This is a genomic window from Campylobacter concisus (assembly GCF_902460675.1).
GTDB lineage: Bacteria > Campylobacterota > Campylobacteria > Campylobacterales > Campylobacteraceae > Campylobacter_A > Campylobacter_A concisus_AJ.
The window spans coordinates 994054-1014837 of the sequence record NZ_CABPUQ010000001.1 but is presented as its reverse complement, the minus strand read 5'-3'; the positions used below and the strand labels follow the sequence as shown (position 1 = coordinate 1014837).

General features: G+C 40.7%; 20 protein-coding genes. 11 read left to right on the top strand and 9 right to left on the bottom strand.

Annotated features, from left to right (window positions below; all coding sequences use genetic code 11):
* Positions 1–669, bottom strand: a complete 669-nt coding sequence (locus F3G88_RS04940) for an amino acid ABC transporter permease (protein ID WP_002940426.1) — start codon at positions 667–669, stop codon at positions 1–3.
* Complete coding sequence (locus tag F3G88_RS04935; RefSeq protein ID WP_149715532.1) at positions 656–1309, bottom strand: amino acid ABC transporter permease; 654 nt, start codon at positions 1307–1309, stop codon at positions 656–658. The genes F3G88_RS04940 and F3G88_RS04935 overlap by 14 nt, the downstream gene beginning before the upstream one ends.
* Before the next feature lie 110 nt (positions 1310–1419).
* On the opposite strand from F3G88_RS04935, the gene F3G88_RS04930 reads away from it, so the two are divergent.
* From F3G88_RS04930 to F3G88_RS04915, 4 genes are read left to right on the top strand one after another with little or no spacing between them, the layout of a single operon-like run.
* Positions 1420–1665 carry a CBU_0592 family membrane protein gene (locus F3G88_RS04930; RefSeq protein WP_149715531.1) on the top strand — a complete coding sequence of 82 codons (246 nt, stop codon included), beginning with the start codon at positions 1420–1422 and terminating at the stop codon, positions 1663–1665.
* A complete protein-coding gene (locus F3G88_RS04925; protein WP_149715530.1) occupies positions 1662–2630 on the top strand; it encodes an agmatine deiminase family protein in 969 nt (322 codons plus the stop codon). Before F3G88_RS04930 ends, F3G88_RS04925 begins: the two co-directional genes overlap by 4 nt.
* Before the next feature lie 2 nt (positions 2631–2632).
* Positions 2633–3592 carry a cation diffusion facilitator family transporter gene (locus tag F3G88_RS04920; RefSeq protein WP_149715529.1) on the top strand — a complete coding sequence of 320 codons (960 nt, stop codon included), beginning with the start codon at positions 2633–2635 and terminating at the stop codon, positions 3590–3592.
* On the top strand, positions 3561–4433 hold the full coding sequence (locus F3G88_RS04915) for a carbon-nitrogen hydrolase (RefSeq protein ID WP_149715528.1): 873 nt from the start codon (positions 3561–3563) through the stop codon (positions 4431–4433). Before F3G88_RS04920 ends, F3G88_RS04915 begins: the two co-directional genes overlap by 32 nt.
* Before the next feature lie 26 nt (positions 4434–4459).
* Here the strand turns inward: F3G88_RS04915 and F3G88_RS04910 are convergent, their stop codons facing one another.
* From F3G88_RS04910 to F3G88_RS04895, 4 genes are all read right to left on the bottom strand, one after another.
* On the bottom strand, positions 4460–5068 hold the full coding sequence (locus F3G88_RS04910) for a phosphate ABC transporter ATP-binding protein (RefSeq protein WP_149715527.1): 609 nt from the start codon (positions 5066–5068) through the stop codon (positions 4460–4462).
* 161 nt (positions 5069–5229) lie between these two features.
* The gene (locus F3G88_RS10240) at positions 5230–5385 is read right to left on the bottom strand and encodes a hypothetical protein (RefSeq protein ID WP_180999940.1); all 156 of its coding nucleotides are present in this window, start codon (positions 5383–5385) and stop codon (positions 5230–5232) included.
* Between the two features lie 185 nt (positions 5386–5570).
* Complete coding sequence (locus tag F3G88_RS04905; RefSeq protein WP_103573528.1) at positions 5571–5807, bottom strand: hypothetical protein; 237 nt, start codon at positions 5805–5807, stop codon at positions 5571–5573.
* A 258-nt stretch (positions 5808–6065) separates the two neighbouring features.
* The gene (locus F3G88_RS04895; RefSeq protein WP_103573530.1) at positions 6066–6365 is read right to left on the bottom strand and encodes an ElaB/YgaM/YqjD family protein; all 300 of its coding nucleotides are present in this window, start codon (positions 6363–6365) and stop codon (positions 6066–6068) included.
* A 598-nt stretch (positions 6366–6963) separates the two neighbouring features.
* On the opposite strand from F3G88_RS04895, the gene F3G88_RS04890 reads away from it, so the two are divergent.
* Both F3G88_RS04890 and F3G88_RS04885 read left to right on the top strand, forming a co-directional pair.
* Positions 6964–7905 (top strand): TAXI family TRAP transporter solute-binding subunit, encoded by a 942-nt coding sequence (locus tag F3G88_RS04890; protein ID WP_103573914.1) that lies wholly within the window; start codon positions 6964–6966, stop codon positions 7903–7905.
* A gap of 89 nt (positions 7906–7994) precedes the next feature.
* The gene (locus F3G88_RS04885; protein WP_149715526.1) at positions 7995–10061 is read left to right on the top strand and encodes a TRAP transporter permease; all 2067 of its coding nucleotides are present in this window, start codon (positions 7995–7997) and stop codon (positions 10059–10061) included.
* Positions 10062–10156: 95 nt separating this feature from the next.
* Here F3G88_RS04885 and F3G88_RS04880 read toward each other — a convergent pair whose 3' ends face one another.
* From F3G88_RS04880 to F3G88_RS04870, 3 genes are all read right to left on the bottom strand, one after another.
* The gene (locus F3G88_RS04880; RefSeq protein ID WP_103558193.1) at positions 10157–10642 is read right to left on the bottom strand and encodes a tetratricopeptide repeat protein; all 486 of its coding nucleotides are present in this window, start codon (positions 10640–10642) and stop codon (positions 10157–10159) included.
* Positions 10643–10712: 70 nt separating this feature from the next.
* Entirely contained in the window at positions 10713–11396 is a 684-nt protein-coding gene (locus tag F3G88_RS04875) for a M48 family metallopeptidase (RefSeq protein WP_149715937.1), read from the bottom strand.
* Positions 11351–12670 (bottom strand): MATE family efflux transporter, encoded by a 1320-nt coding sequence (locus F3G88_RS04870; protein ID WP_149715525.1) that lies wholly within the window; start codon positions 12668–12670, stop codon positions 11351–11353. The genes F3G88_RS04875 and F3G88_RS04870 overlap by 46 nt, the downstream gene beginning before the upstream one ends.
* A 96-nt stretch (positions 12671–12766) precedes the next feature.
* Between F3G88_RS04870 and abc-f the strand changes: the two genes are divergently transcribed.
* From abc-f to F3G88_RS04845, 5 genes are all read left to right on the top strand, one after another.
* Positions 12767–14698 carry a ribosomal protection-like ABC-F family protein gene (gene abc-f, locus F3G88_RS04865; RefSeq protein WP_149715524.1) on the top strand — a complete coding sequence of 644 codons (1932 nt, stop codon included), beginning with the start codon at positions 12767–12769 and terminating at the stop codon, positions 14696–14698.
* A 1-nt stretch (position 14699) separates the two neighbouring features.
* Positions 14700–15134, top strand: coding sequence for a hypothetical protein (locus tag F3G88_RS04860; protein ID WP_149715523.1), 435 nt, complete (start codon positions 14700–14702; stop codon positions 15132–15134).
* Between the two features lie 73 nt (positions 15135–15207).
* Positions 15208–16719 (top strand): DKNYY domain-containing protein, encoded by a 1512-nt coding sequence (locus F3G88_RS04855; protein WP_149715522.1) that lies wholly within the window; start codon positions 15208–15210, stop codon positions 16717–16719.
* Positions 16719–18164 (top strand): DKNYY domain-containing protein, encoded by a 1446-nt coding sequence (locus F3G88_RS04850; RefSeq protein WP_149715521.1) that lies wholly within the window; start codon positions 16719–16721, stop codon positions 18162–18164. Before F3G88_RS04855 ends, F3G88_RS04850 begins: the two co-directional genes overlap by 1 nt.
* A gap of 125 nt (positions 18165–18289) precedes the next feature.
* Entirely contained in the window at positions 18290–20230 is a 1941-nt protein-coding gene (locus tag F3G88_RS04845; protein WP_149715520.1) for a BCCT family transporter, read from the top strand.
* Positions 20231–20784 lie beyond the last annotated feature (554 nt).

Genomic DNA, 20784 nt, shown 5'->3' with positions numbered 1-20784 from the left:
TTAGCTCCATTTTTCTTCTAGTTTTTTTGATAGTTTTGAGACTGGATAGCAGATCGCAAAATATAAAAAGAATATGAGCGTGTATATCCAAAATGGCGCCATAGGATTTGTAAATACATTTCGCTCGATGATCTGCTGACCGACCTTTACTACCTCTACAACGCCGATTAGAACGACGATAGAGGTCGTTTTTATCATACGGCTTAGTAAATTTACAGCTCCAGGCACCAGCCTTCTTGTAGCAAGCGGGATGATGACATAAAAGTAAATTTGAAATTTGCTAAGTCCTAGCGAGGCAGCTGACTCAAACTGGTGCTTTGGTATCGAGGTGATCGCTCCTCGCACGATATCCATCATCTCAAAAACGCCCCAAAGGCTAAAGACGATGAGCGAGGCGGTAAATGCCGAGATATGCAGCCCAAAAGCCTTGCTAACGCCAAAGTAAAATAAAAATAACCAAACGATCTGAGGCATGATACGAACGATCTCGAGGCAAATTTTTAAAATAAGATAGATAAATTTGTTTTTCATGCTCATCAAAACACCAAGTATGAGGCCGCCGATGACGGAGATGATGATAGAGATGAGCGAAATTTCAGTGCTTACCACAAGACCTTCAAGCAGCCTTAGTAAATTTTGCGTGTCAAATAATATACTAACTCCTTGCATTTCTCACCCTTTTTTCAACGTAGCTAAGCGCCAGCGAGACTGGCAAGATGATGACGAGATAGCTAATAACCAGCATAAAAAGCGCCTCGTCTGTCTTGTAGTAAAGCCCGATGAGATCCTTCGCGACATAGACTAGATCAGCAAGCGCTACGATACTAACGATACTTGTCTCTTTTAGTAAAAATATGATGTTTGCGCTTATGCTCGGCAGCGCCACGCTAAAGGCCTGTGGCAAGATGACATATCTTAGGAGCTGGTTTTTGCTAAGCGCGATGCTAAGTCCTGCTTCTATCTGCGACCTTCTAACCGCCTCAAAGCCAAGCCTAAAGCTCTCGCTCATATAGCTGCCACCAAGAAAGCTAAGCCCCGCGACCGCACAGGCAAAGCCACTCATCGACACTCCAAGCTTTGGCAAGCCGTAGTATAAAAAGAAGAGCTGGATAAGAAGCGGCGTGTTTCTTGAAAGCTCAACGTAGCAATCAACAAGCTTTGAGAGAAATTTTAGCTTGTAAAATTTCACAGCCATGCAAAAAATGCCTATCAAAATAGAAAAAACGATCCCCAAAAAGGCGATCTGACAGGTGAGCACCCCAGCTTTTACAAAAAGGGGGTAAAATTTCTCAATAAACTCAAAATCCATAAATATTAATCCAATCTGAAAAATGGATACATTCTATCTTAATAATCATAAATTTAAAACTAATTAGGTATTATCGCACTTTAAATTTAAGCTTACAAAAAGGATAAAATTTGATCGATCTTTTTCAGATCATCGGTTTTTTAGGGATGATTTGTATCGTGATGGGCTACTTTTTACTTCAGATCGGCCGTCTAAATAGCCACGATCTAGCCTACCAGATAATAAATTTAGTAGGTGCTATACTACTCATCATCTCGCTTTTTGTGCATTTTAACCTCGGTTCATTTTTGATAGAGGTCTTTTGGATAATCATTACGATTTATGGAATTTATAAAATTTACAAGGAGAGAGCGTGAGAGCGTATGCAGAGTGGGAAGAGCAGGAGCTTTTGTTTTTATCGTTGCCACATAGTAAGAGCGACTGGGAGCCTTATTTGGAGGAGATTTTAGCGGGCTATGAGGAGCTCGTGGCTGCTATTGTGCCGTTTGAGAAGGTGGTGCTCATCTGCCCTGATGAGGCAAATTTTGCTAGGTTTAAGAAATTTAAAAATGTTGAGTTTGTAAGGCTTGATACTGACGATACTTGGATTAGAGATTACGGTATGATCGACGTTTGCACCAAAGACGGTGTAAAAAGTTACGACTTTAAATTTAACGCTTGGGGCGGTAAATTTAATAGCTCAAAAGATGACGCGATAAATTTAGAGCTAGCTAAAATTTACAAAACCAAGCTTGAGCCTGTTGATATGATACTAGAGGGCGGAAGCATCGAGTTTAACGGAGATGGCGTGCTTTTAACCACCTCAAAATGTCTGCTAAATGAAAATAGAAACAAAGCACTTAGCAAAGAGCAGATAGAGGAGAAGCTTAAAAATTTATTTGGTCTAAAGCGTATCATCTGGCTTGAAAATGGCTTTATAAGAGGCGATGACACAGATAGTCACATCGACACTTTAGCGCGTTTTATCACGCCTGATACTATTGCTTATGCAGCTTGCGATGACAAGAGCGATGAGCACTTTGATGAGCTAAAAAGGATGGAAGATGAGCTTAAAAAAACTGGCTTTAAGCTGCTTGCTCTGCCACTACCAAAACCTAAATTTTATGAGGGCAAAAGGCTTGGCTGCACATACGCAAATTTTATCTTTATAAATGGCGCGCTAATCGTGCCAACATATAATGACGAAAACGATGAAAAGGTGCTAAATTTACTTGCCAAGGCACTTCCAGATAGAAAGATCATCGGTGTAAATTCGCTAGTTTTTGTCCGTCAAAATGGCTCGCTTCACTGCTCAAGCCAAAATAGATACAAGAGAGCTTAGCCTTGTCAAGTCCGTTTGATTATGAGTTTAACCGCATAAATAAGCAGGAGTGCACGCAGGGCGAAAATAAGGCCGTCATCGCAGCGGGAGCTTGCGCCTTTTTGCTCGCACTTGTGAAATTTGCAGCGGGACTTTTTAGCGGCTCGGTTGCTGTGCTTGGCTCGGCGATAGATTCAATGCTTGATTTTATCGTTTCGCTTTTAAATTTATTTGCGCTTAGAAAGTCAAGAAAGCAAGCTGATGAGAAATTTAACTTTGGCTACACAAAGCTAGAGGCGTTAGCAGCGCTATTTGAGTGCGTCATCATCGTTGTGGCTGCTGGATATATATTTTATGAGAGCGTTAAGAAATTTAGCGAGCCAAATTTAGAGATAGACCTTGGCTTAAGCCTTGGTGTGATGGTGTTTTCAGTCGTTGTGACGCTAGCTTTGGTGCTATTTTTAAACCAAATTTCTAAAAAAAGTGGCAACCTTATCATAAAAGCAGACGCACTGCACTATAAGATCGACCTTTTTAGCAACCTAGCAGTCATCATCTCGCTGCTTATCATTAAATTTAGCGGATTTGTGATGATAGATGCGATCTTTGGTATCGTGATAAGTGGCTACATCGCTCAAAGCGCGATAAGTCTTGGCAAAGACGCCCTTGGTGTCTTGCTAGATCATGCAGCAAGCCCTGAGGTCACAGCTGAGATCATCAAGATGATAAAGGCAAAGAATAGAATTTCAGACTTTCACTACCTAAACACAAGACAGAGCGCAAATACCATATTTTTAACGATGCATTTAGTTTTTGACAAAGATATCTCGCTTTACGACGCGCACGAAGTGGCCGAATCGCTTGAAGCTGAGATAAGAGAGAAATTTAAGGAATTTTCGTGGCAGATAACCACACATTTAGACCCATATAACGACAAAGAAGGGAAAAGAGATGAAAGTAGCACTACTTCAACAAGAATTTAAAGGCACAAAAGAAGCGACCATTGCAAAGACGCTTGAGCTAATCGCTGAGGCGAAAAAGGGAGGTGCTGATCTAGTTGTGTGCCAAGAGCTGCACCAGACGCAGTACTTTTGCCAAAGCGAGGATACAAATTTCTTTGATCACGCAAACGACTGGCAAGAAGATGTCGCTTTTTGGGGCAGGGTGGCAAAAGAAAATGGCGTAGTTTTAGTCACTTCGCTCTTTGAAAAAAGGGCTGACGGACTTTATCACAACACCGCTTTTGTCTTCGAGCGTGACGGCAGCGTAGCTGGCAAATACCGAAAAATGCACATCCCTGATGACCCTGGATTTTACGAGAAATTTTACTTCACGCCTGGTGACATTGGCTTTGAGCCTATTGAAACCAGTCTTGGCAAGCTTGGCGTTTTGGTGTGTTGGGATCAGTGGTATCCAGAGGCAGCAAGGCTCTTGGCGCTAAAAGGGGCGAAAATTCTCATCTATCCAACGGCTATTGGCTGGTTTGAGGGCGATAGCGAGGATGAAAAGTCAAGGCAGCTTGAAGCGTGGGTGGCAGTGCAAAGAGGCCACAGCGTGGCAAATGGCCTGCCAGTGGTCGCAGTAAATCGTGTGGGCTTTGAAAAAGATGATAGCGGCGTGATGGATGGGATTAAGTTTTGGGGAAATAGTTTTGTTTTTGGGCCACAAGGCGAGCAGCTTTTCCGTGCAGATAGCCATAGCGAGCAGTGCAAAATCGTTGAGATAGATATGAAAAGAAGCGAAGAAGTGCGTAGAATTTGGCCATTTTTACGTGACCGCAGGATCGATGCCTACGCAAATATCACAAAGAGGTTTATCGACTAAATTTAGAGCTAGAATTTCTAGCTCTTTTAAAATGTAAATTTCTTATCCACTATGCGGACTATCCTGCCGCCAAGCCTTTTTGCCTGCTCTTCATTATGCGTGATGATGATGGTGTATCTTTGTGACAAGCTTTTTAAAAACTCCTCTACGATCAAGACATTTTTCATATCAAGCGATGAGCAAGGCTCATCAAGCATAAGCACTTCAGGCTTTGTAGTTAGCATCCTTGCTATGCAAAGTCTTTGCTTTTGACCGCCTGAGAGTTTGCTAGCTGGCATATCAAGGTCATTTATCTCATCTAGTAAATTTACGCTTTTAAGTAGCTCCTCTACTCTTTTTTGCTTGTCTTTTATGCTGCCCTCGTAAAATTCCATCGCATAGGTCAAATTTCTCTCGACGCTAAAAGGAAAGAGCGTGGCGTCTTGAAAGAGTATGGCTAGCTTTCTTCTTAGCCAAATTTCGTCCTTATCTTTGATATTTTCGCCTTTAAATAGTATCTCTCCGCTATATCTGCCGCCTTTTTGCTCTAAAAAGCCATTTAGCGCTGAAAGAAATGTTGATTTGCCACATCCTGAGCTACCCATTAGGCAGATGATCTCGTTTTGGGCGACGTCTAAATTTAGATCTTTTAAAATTTCATTCTCTTGTTGTAAATTTTTGGCTTTTAAAGAAGACTATAAATATGATTATATAAAAGAAAGATAAAATATAATAGGAAAAATTATATGGGTCGAACTATTGAAGTTCAACCCGCTGGATAATGAATTAATATCTACGTTTAAATTAAAAACAAAAATTATTCTGTTTCGTCTTTAACGTAGGTCGCACCTTTATTAACTTTTTCTTTTGACCATTCTACAGCATTACCTGTATCCTCTTTTGCACCTTGCCAGGTATTGGAACAGCCAACCATAAAAAAGGCAGCGCACAACAGTGTTAGAAAATAACGCATATTTATCTCCTTTGTTTTTAAGATGTGACTCTTGGGCAGAATTTGGTAATCTTTTATACCTTAAATGGTTTTCAAGATCTTCGCTTTCAGCAACACAGTCATCTCTTGAAATTATATAGCTAACTATATATAAAATTTATTAATTTTTTTATAAAAAGTAAGAAAAGAGTATAAAAAAGTAGTTTTTATAGAAATTTGCTTAAGGTAGGTATTATAAAATTTTTATCTATTATTGATATCAAGGCCTGCTTAATATTGCCTCGATTGATTAGGCTGAGTTCTGTTGAAAAGTTTGGTAATGGATCATTTAGTAATAAATTTAGCTTAGCCTCTTCGAGTTTTAGCTTTTTTTTATCTGTGTTTTTATTCTCTAGCATAGATACTACTATTCTTAGCTTTTCTTTTGTTATGTCACTTTGCACGGAATACCTTGTATATGATAATTGAAGATAAAAAAGCCACAGCAGAGCAGGCAAAATACGCCCAAATTTCCCCAATAGTTTTTTCAAGGAGCGTGTGCAGGCCTAGCAAAAAGAATACTAAGCCTATGATGCAAATCACACCCACAATTATATTGAGTACAACTGAATTGGCGCTCTTTAAAAAAGAACACCTAATATCGTCAGCTTGAGCATCTATAAGCTCAACCACGGATACTATAAATTCAGATATGCTCGCCATTATTTTTTTAATAACCAGGCAGCTAAAAATCCAACCCCTGCAGCAATAGCAATGCTTTTAATCGGATCTTCTTTTATTGCATCGTTTACGCTCTCTACGCCGTCTTTGCCTTTTGATTTTAGATCATCTATGTATTTTTTGATCTCATCGCTATTTAGTTGGTCTAAAATTTTATCTTTAGCGGATTCCGCACGCTCTGCACCCATATCTTTGATAGATTTTATAACATCTTTAAAATCTGCTTTCAAAGAGTCTAAGTCTTTTTTTAAAGACTCTAAATTTACCTCTTGAGTAGCCATTAGGACTCCTTTATTAATATTGTTTTGAGCTGAAACTCTCGTACCATTATATATGATGTTACTTAATAGTTAATAAATTTAGCAATTAAAATAATCTCATTGATGGTATGATGCTATTCTATGTTCCGTTAATAACTAAAAGTTACCATAAGGCATTCAGACATCCTTTCAAAATTCTTAGTGTTATACCTTTAATTATTTTTAATATATTTTATTAAATTACTATGCAAAACTTAGATATTTTATCTATGAAAATAGTTTTTAGAGATAATGATTTGTCTGAGCTTTTATATTTTTATTTTATTATGAGAATAAAAATATTGGCCGCCTGTCAAGACCTTACAGTAAACTCAATTTGAGTTTACTAAGTAAGTTATTATCGTACATGCTATAAAAATAATATTTGGGCTCTTGTTTTATTAAAATCAAATCGCCCTATAAAGAAATATAAATTTATTCTTAAGAAAATATTTTTTTAAGTCTTGATTGTGTAGAATGGTTGCAACTTTACAAAAATGGCATAAAAATATCATAACAAAAAGATACAAAGCTAAATTTATAGAATAAAATAGCCTTAAATTTTTTGAAAGGATTTTAGATGAAAACTACTTCTTTGGCACTTGCTGGATTGCTTTTGGCAACAACACTTTCAGCAAAAGAATTTATCAGTATCGGCACTGGCGGCATGACAGGTACATACTATCCGATAGGTGGAGCGATCTGCCGCTTGGCAAACAAAAACACCGATGTAAAATGCTCAGTCCAATCAACTGGCGGCTCTGTTTATAACGTAAATAACGTCCTTAAAAAAGAGCTTACATTTGGCTTTGTTCAAAGTGACGTCGTCTATGACAAATATAACGGCACTGGCAAATTTGACGGAGCAAAAGATGAAAATTTACGCTCAGTAGTAGCTATCTATCCAGAGCTTCTTGCATTTGTTGTGGCAAAAGATAGCGGTTTAACAAGTGATATCCAGTCTTTTGCAGGCAAAAAATACAACGTCGGTAACCCAGGCAGCGGCAACGAAGTGAGCACACTTGAAGTTTTTAAAGCAAAAGGCTTTGATGTTTCAAAACTAGGATACCGCGGCGTTTTAACAGTTGGCGAATGCCCACACGCACTAAAAGATAAAAAGATAGACGGATATAGCTTTGTCGTCGGCCACCCAACCGCAAACATCACTGACGCTGCAACATCTTTGCCTATTGATATCCTAAATATCGAAGGCAGCGAGATCGATAAGCTTCTTGCAGAGAAGCCATACTTTGCAAAAGGTGTGATCCCAAAAGGCTCTTATGACGGCGTCGATCACGATGTAAATACTATCGGCGTAAAGGCTGTTTTGGTAACTAGCAAAGATACAAAAGATGAGGCTGTAAAAGCTGTGATAAAAGCTATTTTAGATAACTTTGATGAGTATAAAACTCTTCACCCAGCGCTAAAATCAGTTAATAAAGAAGATCTCGTCCAAGGTCTTTCAGCTCCACTTCACCCAGCTGCAGAGGCTGCGTTTAAAGAGGCAGGTATCTTAAAATAACTCAAATTTCCAGGGGCTTTTGCCTCTGGATAAAATTTAAATATGCAAATTTCTTCTAAATTTATATATTTAAATTTTAAAGGAGAAAGATGAACGAAGTTAATGACAACGAAGAACAATTTGTCGAGGTAAAGACAAGAGAGATAAATAGCAATATTTACAACTATTTCATCGCATTTGCGTGTTTCTCTTGGTCAGTTTTTCAGCTTTATATAGCGTATTTCCCACTAAATACTAACATTTCGCGCTCAGTGCACCTAGCTTTTGCGGTTGGGCTTGTATTTTTGCTCTATCCAGTCACTTTTCATAAAAAGGCTCACTCAAGTTTGCCGTTTTACGACCTAGTTTTTTGCGTGGTAGGCGTTGTTGCCGTGCTTTATCCAGCGGTTTATTTTTATGAGCTAGCTGATAGGACAGGGGACTACATCACTCAAGATATCGTCATATCGTTTTTAGCGATCATTGTCTTGCTTGAAGCCGGCAGGCGTGTCATGGGACCAGCGCTTCCTATCATTTGTATATTATTTTTGATATATGATCACTTTGGCCCTTATATGCCAGACATTATCGCTCACCAAGGCGCTAGCTTTGAAAAGATCGCAGGACACATGTTTTTAACGACTGAGGGCGTCTTTGGCGTGCCTATTGGCGTTAGCGTTAGTTTTATCTACCTTTTTGTTCTTTTTGGTTCATTGCTTGAGCGAGCAGGCGCTGGACAATACTTTATAAATTTAGCCTTCTCACTTCTTGGCAAATATAGAGGTGGCCCAGCTAAGGCTTCAGTCATCGCAAGTGGCCTAACTGGCATGGTTTCAGGTAGCTCCACAGCAAACGTCGTAACCGTTGGTACATTTACCATACCGCTTATGAAAAAAGCTGGCCTTTCACGCACAAAAGCTGGAGCCATCGAGGTTGCAGCTGGTGTAAATGGACAGCTCATGCCACCTATCATGGGTGCGGCTGCTTTTATCATCGCTGAGTTTTTGGGTATGACATATACAAATGTTATGATGGCAGCGGTTATCCCAGCATTTGCTTGTTATTTGTCACTATTTTTCATCGTGCACTTAGAGAGCGTCAAGCTTGGACTAAAGGGCATAAATCAGAGCGAATTTCACTCAAGATTTAAAATTTTCGTTAGCGGTCTTCACTATATAACGCCGATTCTAATTTTGCTTTACACGCTTTTAATAGCAAAAGAGTCAGCCATAGCTGCAGCGTTTAATGCGATAGGATTTTTATTTTTGATAATGATCTTTCAAGAGCCAACTAAAAAGCTAGCTTCAGGCGAAAAAGTGGGGCTAAGCGACGTGCTTCTTGGCTTTGAGGATATATTTTGGGCGATGGTCGCAGCTGCAAAGAGCATGACTACAATAGCCATCGCAACCGCGCTTGCTGGCATCATCGTGGGCTCTATCTCGCTTACTGGCCTTGGTCAGGTGCTCTCTGATCTAGTCGAGCTTTTAGCAGGCGATAACATCATGATGATCCTAGTTTTAACAGCTCTTATGTCGCTTATCCTTGGCATGGGTCTTCCAACGACAGCAAACTACATCGTCGTCTCAAGCCTTGTTGCGCCAGTTATCTTGTTTTTAGCGCATAAAAATGGCTTCTTGATCCCTGCCATTGCCGTGCATCTTTTTGTATTTTACTTTGGAATTTTAGCCGATGATACGCCACCAGTTGGCATCGCAGCCTACGCAGCAGCGGGCATCGCTAAAGCAAATCCAATAACCGTTGGCGTGCAAGGATTCTTTTACGATCTAAGAACAGCGATCTTGCCATTTGCCTTTTTCTTTAACAACAAACTTATGTTAATTGATAGCATAAACACGAGCGATCCTCTTGATTCAAAAGGGATAGTCTGGATGAGCAATCCACTTGAAATTTTGCTCGTCTTTGGCATGGCGATCGTGGGGATGTTTGCCTTTTCAAGCTTGCTACAAGGATACTACGTCACAAAGCTTAGGATTTGGGAGAGGTTGCTACTTATCCCTGTCGTGCCACTAGCTCTTGTGCCAAATATCTGCGTGAAATTTGGACTAATGCCAAACGAATACACAGCCTACATCGTGGCAGCAGCTCTTTATGGTTTTGTCTTTATGACCCAGTGGGGCATAAAAGATAAACCGCTTGATCAAATAAGAGCGATTTAACATTAGGCAAGAGCTCTCTTGCCTAAACTTTTTAAATTTATTTATTTCTATTGATTTTATAAAAAGTGAGAATTTAGGCTTTAAAAGCCTAAAGATCAAAGTTGTTTTGAGCGTTTTAGATCGCCTGCAAACTCGCAAGACATCTTATCATTTAGCTTGCAACCTTTTTCTAAAAATGTGTAAGCCTCTTTAAATTTCTTAGCTTCTATTAGTATCGAGCCTATCATGCCACAAGAGTAGCCGTCATTTTGCTCGCAAGCTTTGTTAAAAAGCTCTCTTGCCTTTTGTGGATCGTTATCTAGATAAATTCCACCGGCTGCTGAGCAACCCTCTTTTTCACCGCCTTGGCAAGCTTTATTGTAAAACTCTAGCGCTTTGTTGCTATCTGGCACGTCAGTTTTGCCAACCTGGTATATCGCACCTGCTATTACGCATGATCTTGCGTCATTTGCCGCGCAACCTGCTTCAAATTTAGACAAAGCCTCAGTGAAATTTGAGTCAGCATAAGCTTTCAAGCCATCTTCAAAGTCGCCTGCTAGAGCGCAAGCTGCAAGAAGCGAGATAAAAATCATTTTTTTCATCAAATTTTCCTTTTGTAAAGTAATATGCAATTTTAACATATTAAATTTATACTTACTTGATGAAAAATAATTACGATTTTAAAATTTGCTCTTGCTCTTTGTAATCAGGCATGATGGCTTCTATAAATTTATAAAAGCTGCTTTGATGATGCGGGTAGAGTAGGTGGGTAAGCTCGTGAAGTACGACGTAGCGCACGGCTGAGAGCGGCTTTTCTATGAGCCTTAGGCTTAAGTTTATATAGCCTTTTTTGTGGTTGCAGCTGCCCCAGCGAGTTTTGCTATCTCTTATGACGATGCGACTAACTGGCTTGTTGATATGAGGCTGATAGTATCTTACAAGCTCTAAAAATAGCTCTTTTGCTCTTACTTTTTTAAAGCGCTCAAGTGCCTTTAAATTTGGTGTTATGATAAATTTATCTTCAAAAAATGGCACATTTACGCTCTCATCAAATTTGATCTTATAAATTTCTCCAAGAAACCTTATCTCATCATCTTTTGGCAAATTTAAAAGAGCTTTTTTATAAGAGTTTTCAAGCCAAATTCTGTGCGTTTCAAGAAAGACAAGAGCCATCTTTTGCGTGCTGTAAAATGGCATAGAAAGCGTGATCTTAGCGTCCTTACCAACTCTTAATCGCATAGCCTTTACATTTGTTTTAAAATTTATTAAAACGCTTAAGCCATAAAAGTCTAAATTTAGGCTCTTTTGCCTTAAACTAGGCGTTTTTCTTGCCACTTTTTGCTTCTCCAGCGCCATGTATTTGCAAGGCCTCTTAGCCACTCATCAGCGCAAAATCCTATCCAAACGCCAACGATGCCCCAGCCAAGGTGTATGCCTAAGAAATATCCAAGCGGCAGCGAAAGCCCCCACATAAAGATAAGCCCAGTCGCTAGCGGGAATTTCGCGTCGCCACTTGCACGAAGGGCATTTACGATGACGATGTTAAAGGTTCTGCCAGCTTCTAGCACGATCGAGAGCGTAAAGAGTGGTAGCATTATCTTGCGCAAGCCATCATCTAAATTTAGTGCGTCCATGATCTTATACTTTAAGGCGTAGGCGATCAAAACGACGACGAGCGTGATAGAAATTCCAAGCCACAAGGCTTTAAAGGTTCTTGCGTAAGCCTCGTTAAACTCGCTAGCTCCCACTAAATGCCCCACGATGACCTCGTTTGCCACGCTGATACTAGCTCCACAAAGCAAGATGAGAAGAGTGATCTGAAAGTAGATAGTCTGCACGCTAAGAGTTGCCTCGCCCATGCTCGCGATAAAGCCAAAAGCGACCATGTATTGCGCCATCCAGAGTAAATTTTCGCCAGCGCTTGGTAGGCCAACTGAGAGTATTTTCTTTAAAATTCTAAACGGCACGACAAGCAGTCCGCTAAGATAAATTCTAACTTTTGCCACGCGTATGAGCATGTAAAGTAGGACAAAAAGGCCTATTAGTCTGCCCACAAATGTCGAGATAGCAACACCTTGCAGGCCTAAATTTGGCAGATCAAACCAGCCAAAAAGAGCGATGGCGTTGCCAAAGATGGTGATGATGTTCATCAAAACCGAAGTTAGCATCACAGCAGTTGCTAGATTATAGACGCGAAGCACCGCAGCTAGCACCATGCCGATGCCATCAAAGAGCAATGCAAAGCCAAGGATGTGAAGGTATGAAAAGCTATCGTTTATGAGATCATTTGGCACATTTAGTAAATTTAAGATGTTGTAGCCAAAGACGTAGATGATGATGGCTGAGAAGATACCAAAGACCGTATTTGACGTGATGCTTGCGTGTATGACGTTTGAGGCTAGCTCGTTTTGCTTTGCTCCAAGTGCTTGTGCGACGACGACTGAGCAGCCCATGCTTAAAAAGTTAAAAATGGTCATAAAAAGATCCATCACTTGATTGCCCGCACCCATGGCGCCAACTAGATGCACACTCACTTTTGTCACCATGTAGGTGTTTATGATGAGTGTTATAAAGTGCAAAAACATATCTAAAAATATAGGGACGACCAGTTTTTTCATAGAAAGGTTCATAAATTTCTCCTTTTTTAAATTTAGGGGCGATTATAGCCAAATTAGGTTTTAGCTCCCTTTTGATATAATCCAAAAAATTTAAAATTTGAGAGAAAAATGGCATTAATCGACCTAATAGACGTAAGTAAAAAATTTGGCGCAAATGAAATTTTAAACAGCGTAAGTCTTAGCGTAAATGAAAATGAAAAGATAGCGATCATCGGCAAAAATGGCAGCGGCAAGAGCACGCTTATGAAGATCATCTCTGGCGAGGTGACAGCTGATAGCGGAAGACGCATAGTGCAGAGCTTAATAAGCGTCGAGATGCTAGCGCAAAATCCAAATTTTAACGCTACTTTTAGCGTAAGAGATGCGCTAAATAACGAGCTAAAAGAGATATTTGACGCGATAAGCGACTATGAAAAAAGTGGCGTCTTACTAGCAAATGAGCCTGAAAACAAAGAAATTTTAAAAGAGCAAGAGAGACTTTTAAAATTTATAGAGGCAAAAGATGGCTGGAATATCGAGCATAAGATCGAGCGAATTTTGCAAGAATTTAAGCTAAAAGAGTATGAAAACAGGCCTATTTGCTCGCTAAGTGGCGGCGAGATCAGGCGTGTGGCACTAGGCGCGCTCATCCTTAAAAAGCCAGATGTGCTTTTGCTTGATGAGCCGACAAACCACCTTGATGTCTATATGGTCAAATTTCTTGAAGATATGCTAAAGGGCTCAAATCAAAGCATAGTTTTTATAAGCCACGATAGGTATTTCATAGACTCGCTCGCAACTAGGTGCGTTGAGGTCGAGGATGCAAGCTTAAAAAATTTCGAGGGCGGATATGCAAACTATCTAACCAAAAAAGAGGAGATTTTAGCAAGCCTTGCAAAGTCGCATGAGACGCTACTAAAACAGCTAAAAGCTGAAGAGGAGTGGCTAAGGCGCGGCGTAAAAGCTAGACTAAAGCGAAACGAGGGCAGAAAAGAGCGGGTGCTTGCTATGCGCGAGGAGGCTAAGAAAAACCCAGGTGTGATAAGGCGCGTGAGGCTTGAGCTGGAGCGTGCGAGTAAAAATTTCAACCAAACGCAGAGCCAAAACCGCAAAAAAATGCTCTTTGAGTTTAAAAATTTAAGCAAAAGTATAGACGGCAAGGTGCTTTTTGAGAAATTTGACGCAAGGGTTTTGCAGGGCGAGAGGATCGCCATTGTGGGGCGTAACGGCAGTGGAAAGAGCACGCTGCTTAAAATTTTGCTAGGGCTTGAAAAACAAAGCAGCGGCGAGATAAAAAGGGGCGAGGTGAGTATCGGTTACTTTGATCAAGCTAGAAATGTCCTTGATGATGATAAGAGCCTAATAGAGACATTTTGCCCAAACGGCGGCGATCACGTGCTGGTTCGTGGGCGAAATATGCATGTTTATGGCTATCTTAAAAATTTCCTCTTTCCAAAGGAATTTCTAGATAAAAAGATAGGCGTTTTAAGTGGCGGCGAGAAAAACCGCGTGGCACTGGCGATGCTTTTTACCAAAACTTACGATGTGCTGGTGCTTGACGAGCCGACAAACGACCTTGATATCGCAACTATCAATATCTTAGAAGACTACTTGCAAAGCTTTGAGGGGGCTATCTTGCTAGTTAGCCACGATAGATATTTTGTCGATAAGATGGCAAATAAGCTCTGGGCGTTTGAGGGCACAAAGATAAATGTCTTGCATGAAGAGTATAGCGTCTATTTGGAGCTTGAAGATGAGATGAAAGAGCTTGATAAATTTGAAAAAGAGCTCTCAAATAGTCAAAATGAAGCCAAACAAAAGAGCAAATCTGGCGCAAAACTAAGCTACAAACAAACGCAAATTTTAAACACATATCCAGATAAAATTTCAACCCTTGAAGCAAGGGTAGCCGAGCTAAACGAGGGGCTTAGCGATCCTAAAATTTATCAAGAAGTGGGGCTTACTAAGCTTTATGAAGAGCTTGAAAAGGCAAAAGCTGAGCTTGAAAGCCTAGAAAATGAGTATTTTGAAGTGCTTGAGATCGCCGAGGAGCTCGAGTAGCTTGAAAAAGATCGGTAGGATAAGCGCGCTAAATAGAAGAGTTGTTAGGCAAAATTTGGCCACAAGTATGAGCCTTTTGATAGGTAAAGAGAGATTTAGCGGGGTATTTTCACCAGAGATAGAAAAATATGAAGTAGGCGATCTAGTCGAGATAAAATATAAGAGGGTTGGATTTTTAAATAAAATGGAAACCATTTGGCTCATCGCAAAAAACAGCGAGGAGTCAGGACTTTTTGCAAGGATTAAAAATTTATTCTTTTTGCTTGTTGCCTTGTATCTTTGTTTTATTTCTTTGTGGGTTATTTATTATGGGATTACGTTGGAATTTAGCATTTATAGGCTTTTTGTTACATTAGCAGCCGCTTGTTTTCTATTTTGGATGGGCAAATCTGCATATATTAGGCTTATGATTTTTAGATATTTTATATTTGGATAGGACTTTGAAATTTAAATGTATGAAAGGTTTGCGGCTTGATAAGGTCGCTAAATTTATTTGAAACGAGGCTAAAATGCTAAAAAAACATCCGCTAATCTCTGTAATAATCGCCATTGTTGTGATATTTTTTGCTACCTACTTTTTTATCTTTGGGTTAGTTTCTGTTTTAGATGACGACATTGGCGATAGTAAAGAGCTAAATAATAGCTTTTTTTACGTCAAAGATGACAAGGTCTATGCCTTGGTGCCAAGTGGCGGTAAATTTGAGCTAATAGGCGTGAGGGCCAGCAAATTTAGATACATTGACACTGGCAAATACGACAACAGAAACGTTGGCGCAAGCGATGAGGCGGTATATTGCGGTAATCTCGTGATGAGTGGGCTTGATCCAAATGGCGTTAGAGCGCTTGGCAATGGCTACTTTGGCGATGGCAAGGTGACATACTTTTGCGATAGCGAAAGCGAGACAAATCTCGAAATATCCGCACTTAAAGAGTTTTGGGACATCCTCTCACATAAAATGTTTAAAACCCCAAAAGCGCAAACTCATATCTATAAATTTAGGCAGGTTGATAACGCAAATTTAGCAGCGATCTTGGGCTTTGGCTACGCAAGTGACGGCGTGAAGGTCTATCATGAGGGCAAAGAGCTAGAGGGCGCAAATGCCAGCAAGATGCGCTACATCGAGCAGGTATCTGGCAGAAAGAGCGTGCATTTTACGACTGACGGAGAAAATGTCTATTATGACAGCACAAAACTAGGGATCAAATTTAGCCCGCAAATGCGTGATATCGGCGAGATATGGCGCATTCACTATCTTTATGAGCCAAATTCTGGCATGGTCTATGCAAACGATCACGAATTTGACCCAAAATTTGCCCCATACGAGCCACTTTTTAACCTAAAAGATGAGCACTCCTATCATGCGCTCTTTCGTGGTAAAGGCGGTATCTATCACTGGGAGCAAAAGTGGCAGTGGTATAACAGCATAGATGAGGGCGAGTTTGTAAGAGATGGCGACGATCCGTTTAAAGGCGAGATAACGCCGCTATATGGTGACGTGGTGATAAGTGATGGCAAGACATATTTTCTAAAAACCTATGAAATTTGGCACAATACAAAAAATAACCACAGCCTAAGCTCACGCCACACGTGTATCGTAAGGCTTGATACAAAAGAGCAGTGGCGAAAGATAGGGCTTTTAAGAAACGATGGCTACGGAGCGGTTTATGCAAACGGAGATAAGACATATTATTTTGATAACGTCGGCTATGGCTGGCGTTTTAACAGCAGCGTTTATGATATAAACGACCTTGGCGTGGTTGAAATTCTCACTCGTCCTTATGGCCCAAATGTTAAGAATTTAAAACTTGATGAGATAGTAAAAATGGTAGATCAAGGCGCTATGGTGCCAGCTGAGGGCGAGGTGGTGATCGATGCGATAAGCGACTTTGATGATTACTCGCAAAAATATGCCTACTGGATATTTCTTGCCATTGCATTTGTGGCCTCGGTGGTTGGCGCTATTTTTAAAAATAAAAAGCAAAAAAGCGAGCTTAAAAAAAGGGTGGATGATTATAGATAATGAGAAAAATTGCGACTAAGATACTTTATCTTTTTGTCATTTTGACGCTATTTTTTGTTTTGGCGATGCTTTATCTATGGCATGAGGGCGAGTATCAAAGAAGCTTTGCAAACATTGATAGTAGTGAGTTTTACCGCTCGCCTGAGGGTAAAATTTACGTTCAAATTTCAGGCAGTGGCAAGTATGAGCTAAAAGGCGTCGATGAGGCTAGTTTTAGGGTCTTAAAGCTTAAACACGCGTATGATTACTCAAACGTAGCGGCTGATAAAAATCATGTCTATTGTGCTAGAGAAATTTTACCTGGTCTTGATCCAAAAAGTGCTAAAGTGCTTGGCAATGGCTATCTAAGTGATGGCAAGATAAGCTATTATTGCGCTACTAGAAGCGAGAAAGAGGCGGGATTTAGCGAATTTAGCGCCATTATGAAAAACCTTGCTCACACCTTTATAAAAAGCTACGATGATAGCTCATATTTTTATAGGACAAAGCTGGTTGAAAGTGCAAATTTAGAGCCTATATTTGACGCTGGCTTTGCAAGAGATGGTGGCACGCTTTACTACAAGGGCGAAAAGCTTGACGCGCAGCCTAGCGAGCTAAGATACATCACGGCAGAAAGCGGCGCTGCTAGCGGATATTACACAGACGGCAAGAGCCTATTTTTAGGCTTTTATAAGCTTGATGCAAGCTACTCAGATGAGGTGCGCCAGATATGCTATGATGATAAGCACGATATAGAATATCTTTTTGAGCCAAAAAGTGGGGCGGTGTTTGCAAATGAGCGTAAATTTAGCGCCCAAAATATGCCTTATAGCGCCATTTATAGCGTGGATAACGTGCATTCGTTTTGGCCTCTTTTTGCCAGCAAAGATGGAATTTACTTTTGGGATAGCACGAAAGACGAGCAGGCTAAAATTTCAGACTACCAGCTAAAAGGCGAGCTAAAAAGGCTCTATGCTGACGTTTTTGTAGATGAGAGCTCAGCGTATTTCTTGCAGCAGGGCGAAGAGTGGCGGCGCTCAAAGCACGGCAGGCACTTAGAGGCGCAAACGGTCTCTTTATATAAATTTGCCACAAACTCATCTTGGCGTGAGATAGGGCTGGTAAAAGATGGTGAGTATGGCGCAGTTTATGCAAATGGCGATAAGCACTATTTTTTTAGCAACATAAAGCCATTTTATGGCATAAAGCATAGCGTTTATGAGGTGGCGGGTCCTAGCGTCATAGAAATTTTAACAAGAGCGTCTAAAGAGCTTAGCGCAAAAGATATCAGCGAGATGATAAAGCGCGGCGAGCTAGTGGAGGCAAGCGGCGAAGAGGTCGCAAGGTCGAGGATAGAGTATGACTCGCCAAAGATCATTTTGTATATCACATTTGGCATCGCTTTTGTCGTCATAGTGCTAATAACTCTTGCAAAACCAAAGAGAGATGAAAGAGATTTGAGATAAATTTCGAAGTGGCTATTTTTGGTGGCTAGAGCTTAAAATTTCATAAAAATTTAAAGAGAAAATTTGGCCTATTTACTCTTTTTTGTTATTCTAAGGCAAAACTGAAATTTATAAAAAGGAGAAAGATGTTTAAATTTCAAAGGTCAAAATTTAATAATTCAGTATTTATCCCATCGCTTATTGTCATATTTTTAATAGCAGCATTTGCAGCGATATTTCCAAATTTCTCAAATGAGTTTTTTAAGGGTATGCAAAACTACATCGCGGCCAAATTTGGCTGGTTTTATATCCTAGTCGTTGCCGTCATACTGCTAAGCGTCATCATCCTTGGCTTTAGTAAGCTTGGCGAGATCAAGCTGGGGGCTGATCACGTAAAGCCAGAGCACAAAAATATCTCGTGGTTTTCTATGCTTTTTGCCGCTGGCATGGGCATAGGTCTAGTATTTTTTGGTGTGGCTGAGCCGCTCATGCACTATCTAAACCCACCAGTTGGCGACGCACAAACTATCGCAGCGCAAAAGCTTGCGTTGAATATCACATTTTTTCACTGGGGCATGAGCGCATGGTCGGTTTATGCCATTGTGGCGCTAATTCTAGCCTTTTTCTCGTATAGGCACGGCTTGCCACTCACGCTTAGATCGGCGTTTTATCCGATCATCGGAGATAAAATTTACGGCAAGATAGGTAGTGCCATCGATACATTTGCCGTCGTAGCGACCCTTTTTGGCGTGGCGACCTCGCTAGGATACGGCGTACTTCAGGTAAATGCTGGCCTTACGCACGTTTTTGGCCTGCCGACTATGCATATCACGCTTCTAATAGTGCTTTGTTTTGCAGCTACTATCTCAGCGGCAAGCGGCGTGGATAAGGGCATCAAGATCTTATCAAACTCAAATATTGCGCTAGCTATATGTTTTATGTTTTTGATACTATTTTTGGGCGATACGACGCAGCTTTTAAAGTCGTTTGTACAAAACAGCGGCGACTACGTATCTACGCTCATTTCAAATACCTTTAACCTCTACGCCTACGAGAGGCAAAACGAGAGCTGGCTTGGCGGCTGGACGCTGCTATACTGGGCTTGGTGGCTATCTTGGTCGCCGTTTGTGGGGCTTTTTATCGCTAAAATTTCAAAGGGCAGAACGATCAGAGAATTTGTGATCGGCGTGCTTTTAGTGCCAACTGGCTTTACCTTTGCTTGGATGAGCTTTTTTGGCAACTCAGCGATTGCGCTTGTTCAAAATGGCTTTAGCGAGCTAGCAACGACTGTAAATTCCGACTCAGCCTCAGCACTTTTTATGTTTTTGGAGAAATTTAGCTTCTCAGGCGTGCTAAGCGTGATCGCAGTCTTTATGATCGTCATATTTTTCGTAACTTCTGCCGACTCTGCGGCGATCGTTATGAACATGCTTTGCTCAAACGGCAAGGACGATACACCAGTTTGGCAAAAGGTCTTTTGGGGCGTTACAGTGGGCGTCGTGGCGGCATTTTTGATGCTAGCAGGCGGTCTTGGCTCGCTTCAAGCTCTCACGATCACTACGGCATTGCCATTTTCCATAGTGCTACTTGGCGCCATTTACGGGCTATTTAAGGCGTTGCGTGTGGATCTAACCAAAAAAGAGACAAATAACTTTAGCAACATGCCCATTAGTGATCTTTCAAAGCCGTGGCAAGAGCGCCTAAGTGCGATCATTACGCTGCCAGGCAAGAAAGATGGCAAGAAATTTTTAAACGAAGTCGTGCTAAAAGCTTTTAATGAGCTAAAAGAGGAATTTGCCAAAAACGGCCTTGAAGCAAAGGTCACAAATGGCGAAAATTTTGTAAATTTAAATGTCGGACTTGGCGACGAGATGGACTTTAGATATGGCGTCTATCTCACCAAGAGCCAGAGCCCAGACTACACCAGAGAGCTTGACGGCGACGATCTTTATTACAGAGCCGAGGTCTATCTAAAAGAGGGCGGTCAGGACTACGACGTGCTTGGCTGGAGCGAAGCTACGCTGATAAACGACGTCATCGAGCAATACCGCAAACATATGCAGTTTTTACACGTCGTTAGAGAGTAAATTTGAGTGAAATTTGCCTGGAATTTTAAAATTTCTAGGCAAATTTATAAATTTGACTGAACTTTTTGCAAATTTTAAACTTTCATTCACCCCTAAGAATTGACTACTAAAATTTGGCTTCGCTTATCGCTTAGCTCAAATTTTAGGGCCGAAATTACTCGTTCATGAAATTTTAAAATTTGTATGGCACTTGCACGATGATAAACCGCATGCGGTGCGCCAGCACATTTGCATGCACCTCTAACGTTGTCGGGCTTTACTCGGGCTTCGTCTCGTAACTGCAAAGCAGACAGGGGATTGTTAAGGGGGAAGGGAGTTTCTTTGCTTTACAAGCTCGCAACTGCAAGCAGACCGTAATTCAAGCCTCTTCCCCCCTTAACAAAGAAATAAAACTTTAAATTTCTAAAAGCTTTAATTTATAAATTTTAAAATTCCATTCACTCGCCTTAGCAACTTACAAAACCTAAGGTTGTAATTTTTATTTTTTAAAATTTTCAAATTTTTATTAAAAAGGGAGACAAGGGGACTTGAATTACGAAGCCGTCCCCTTATCC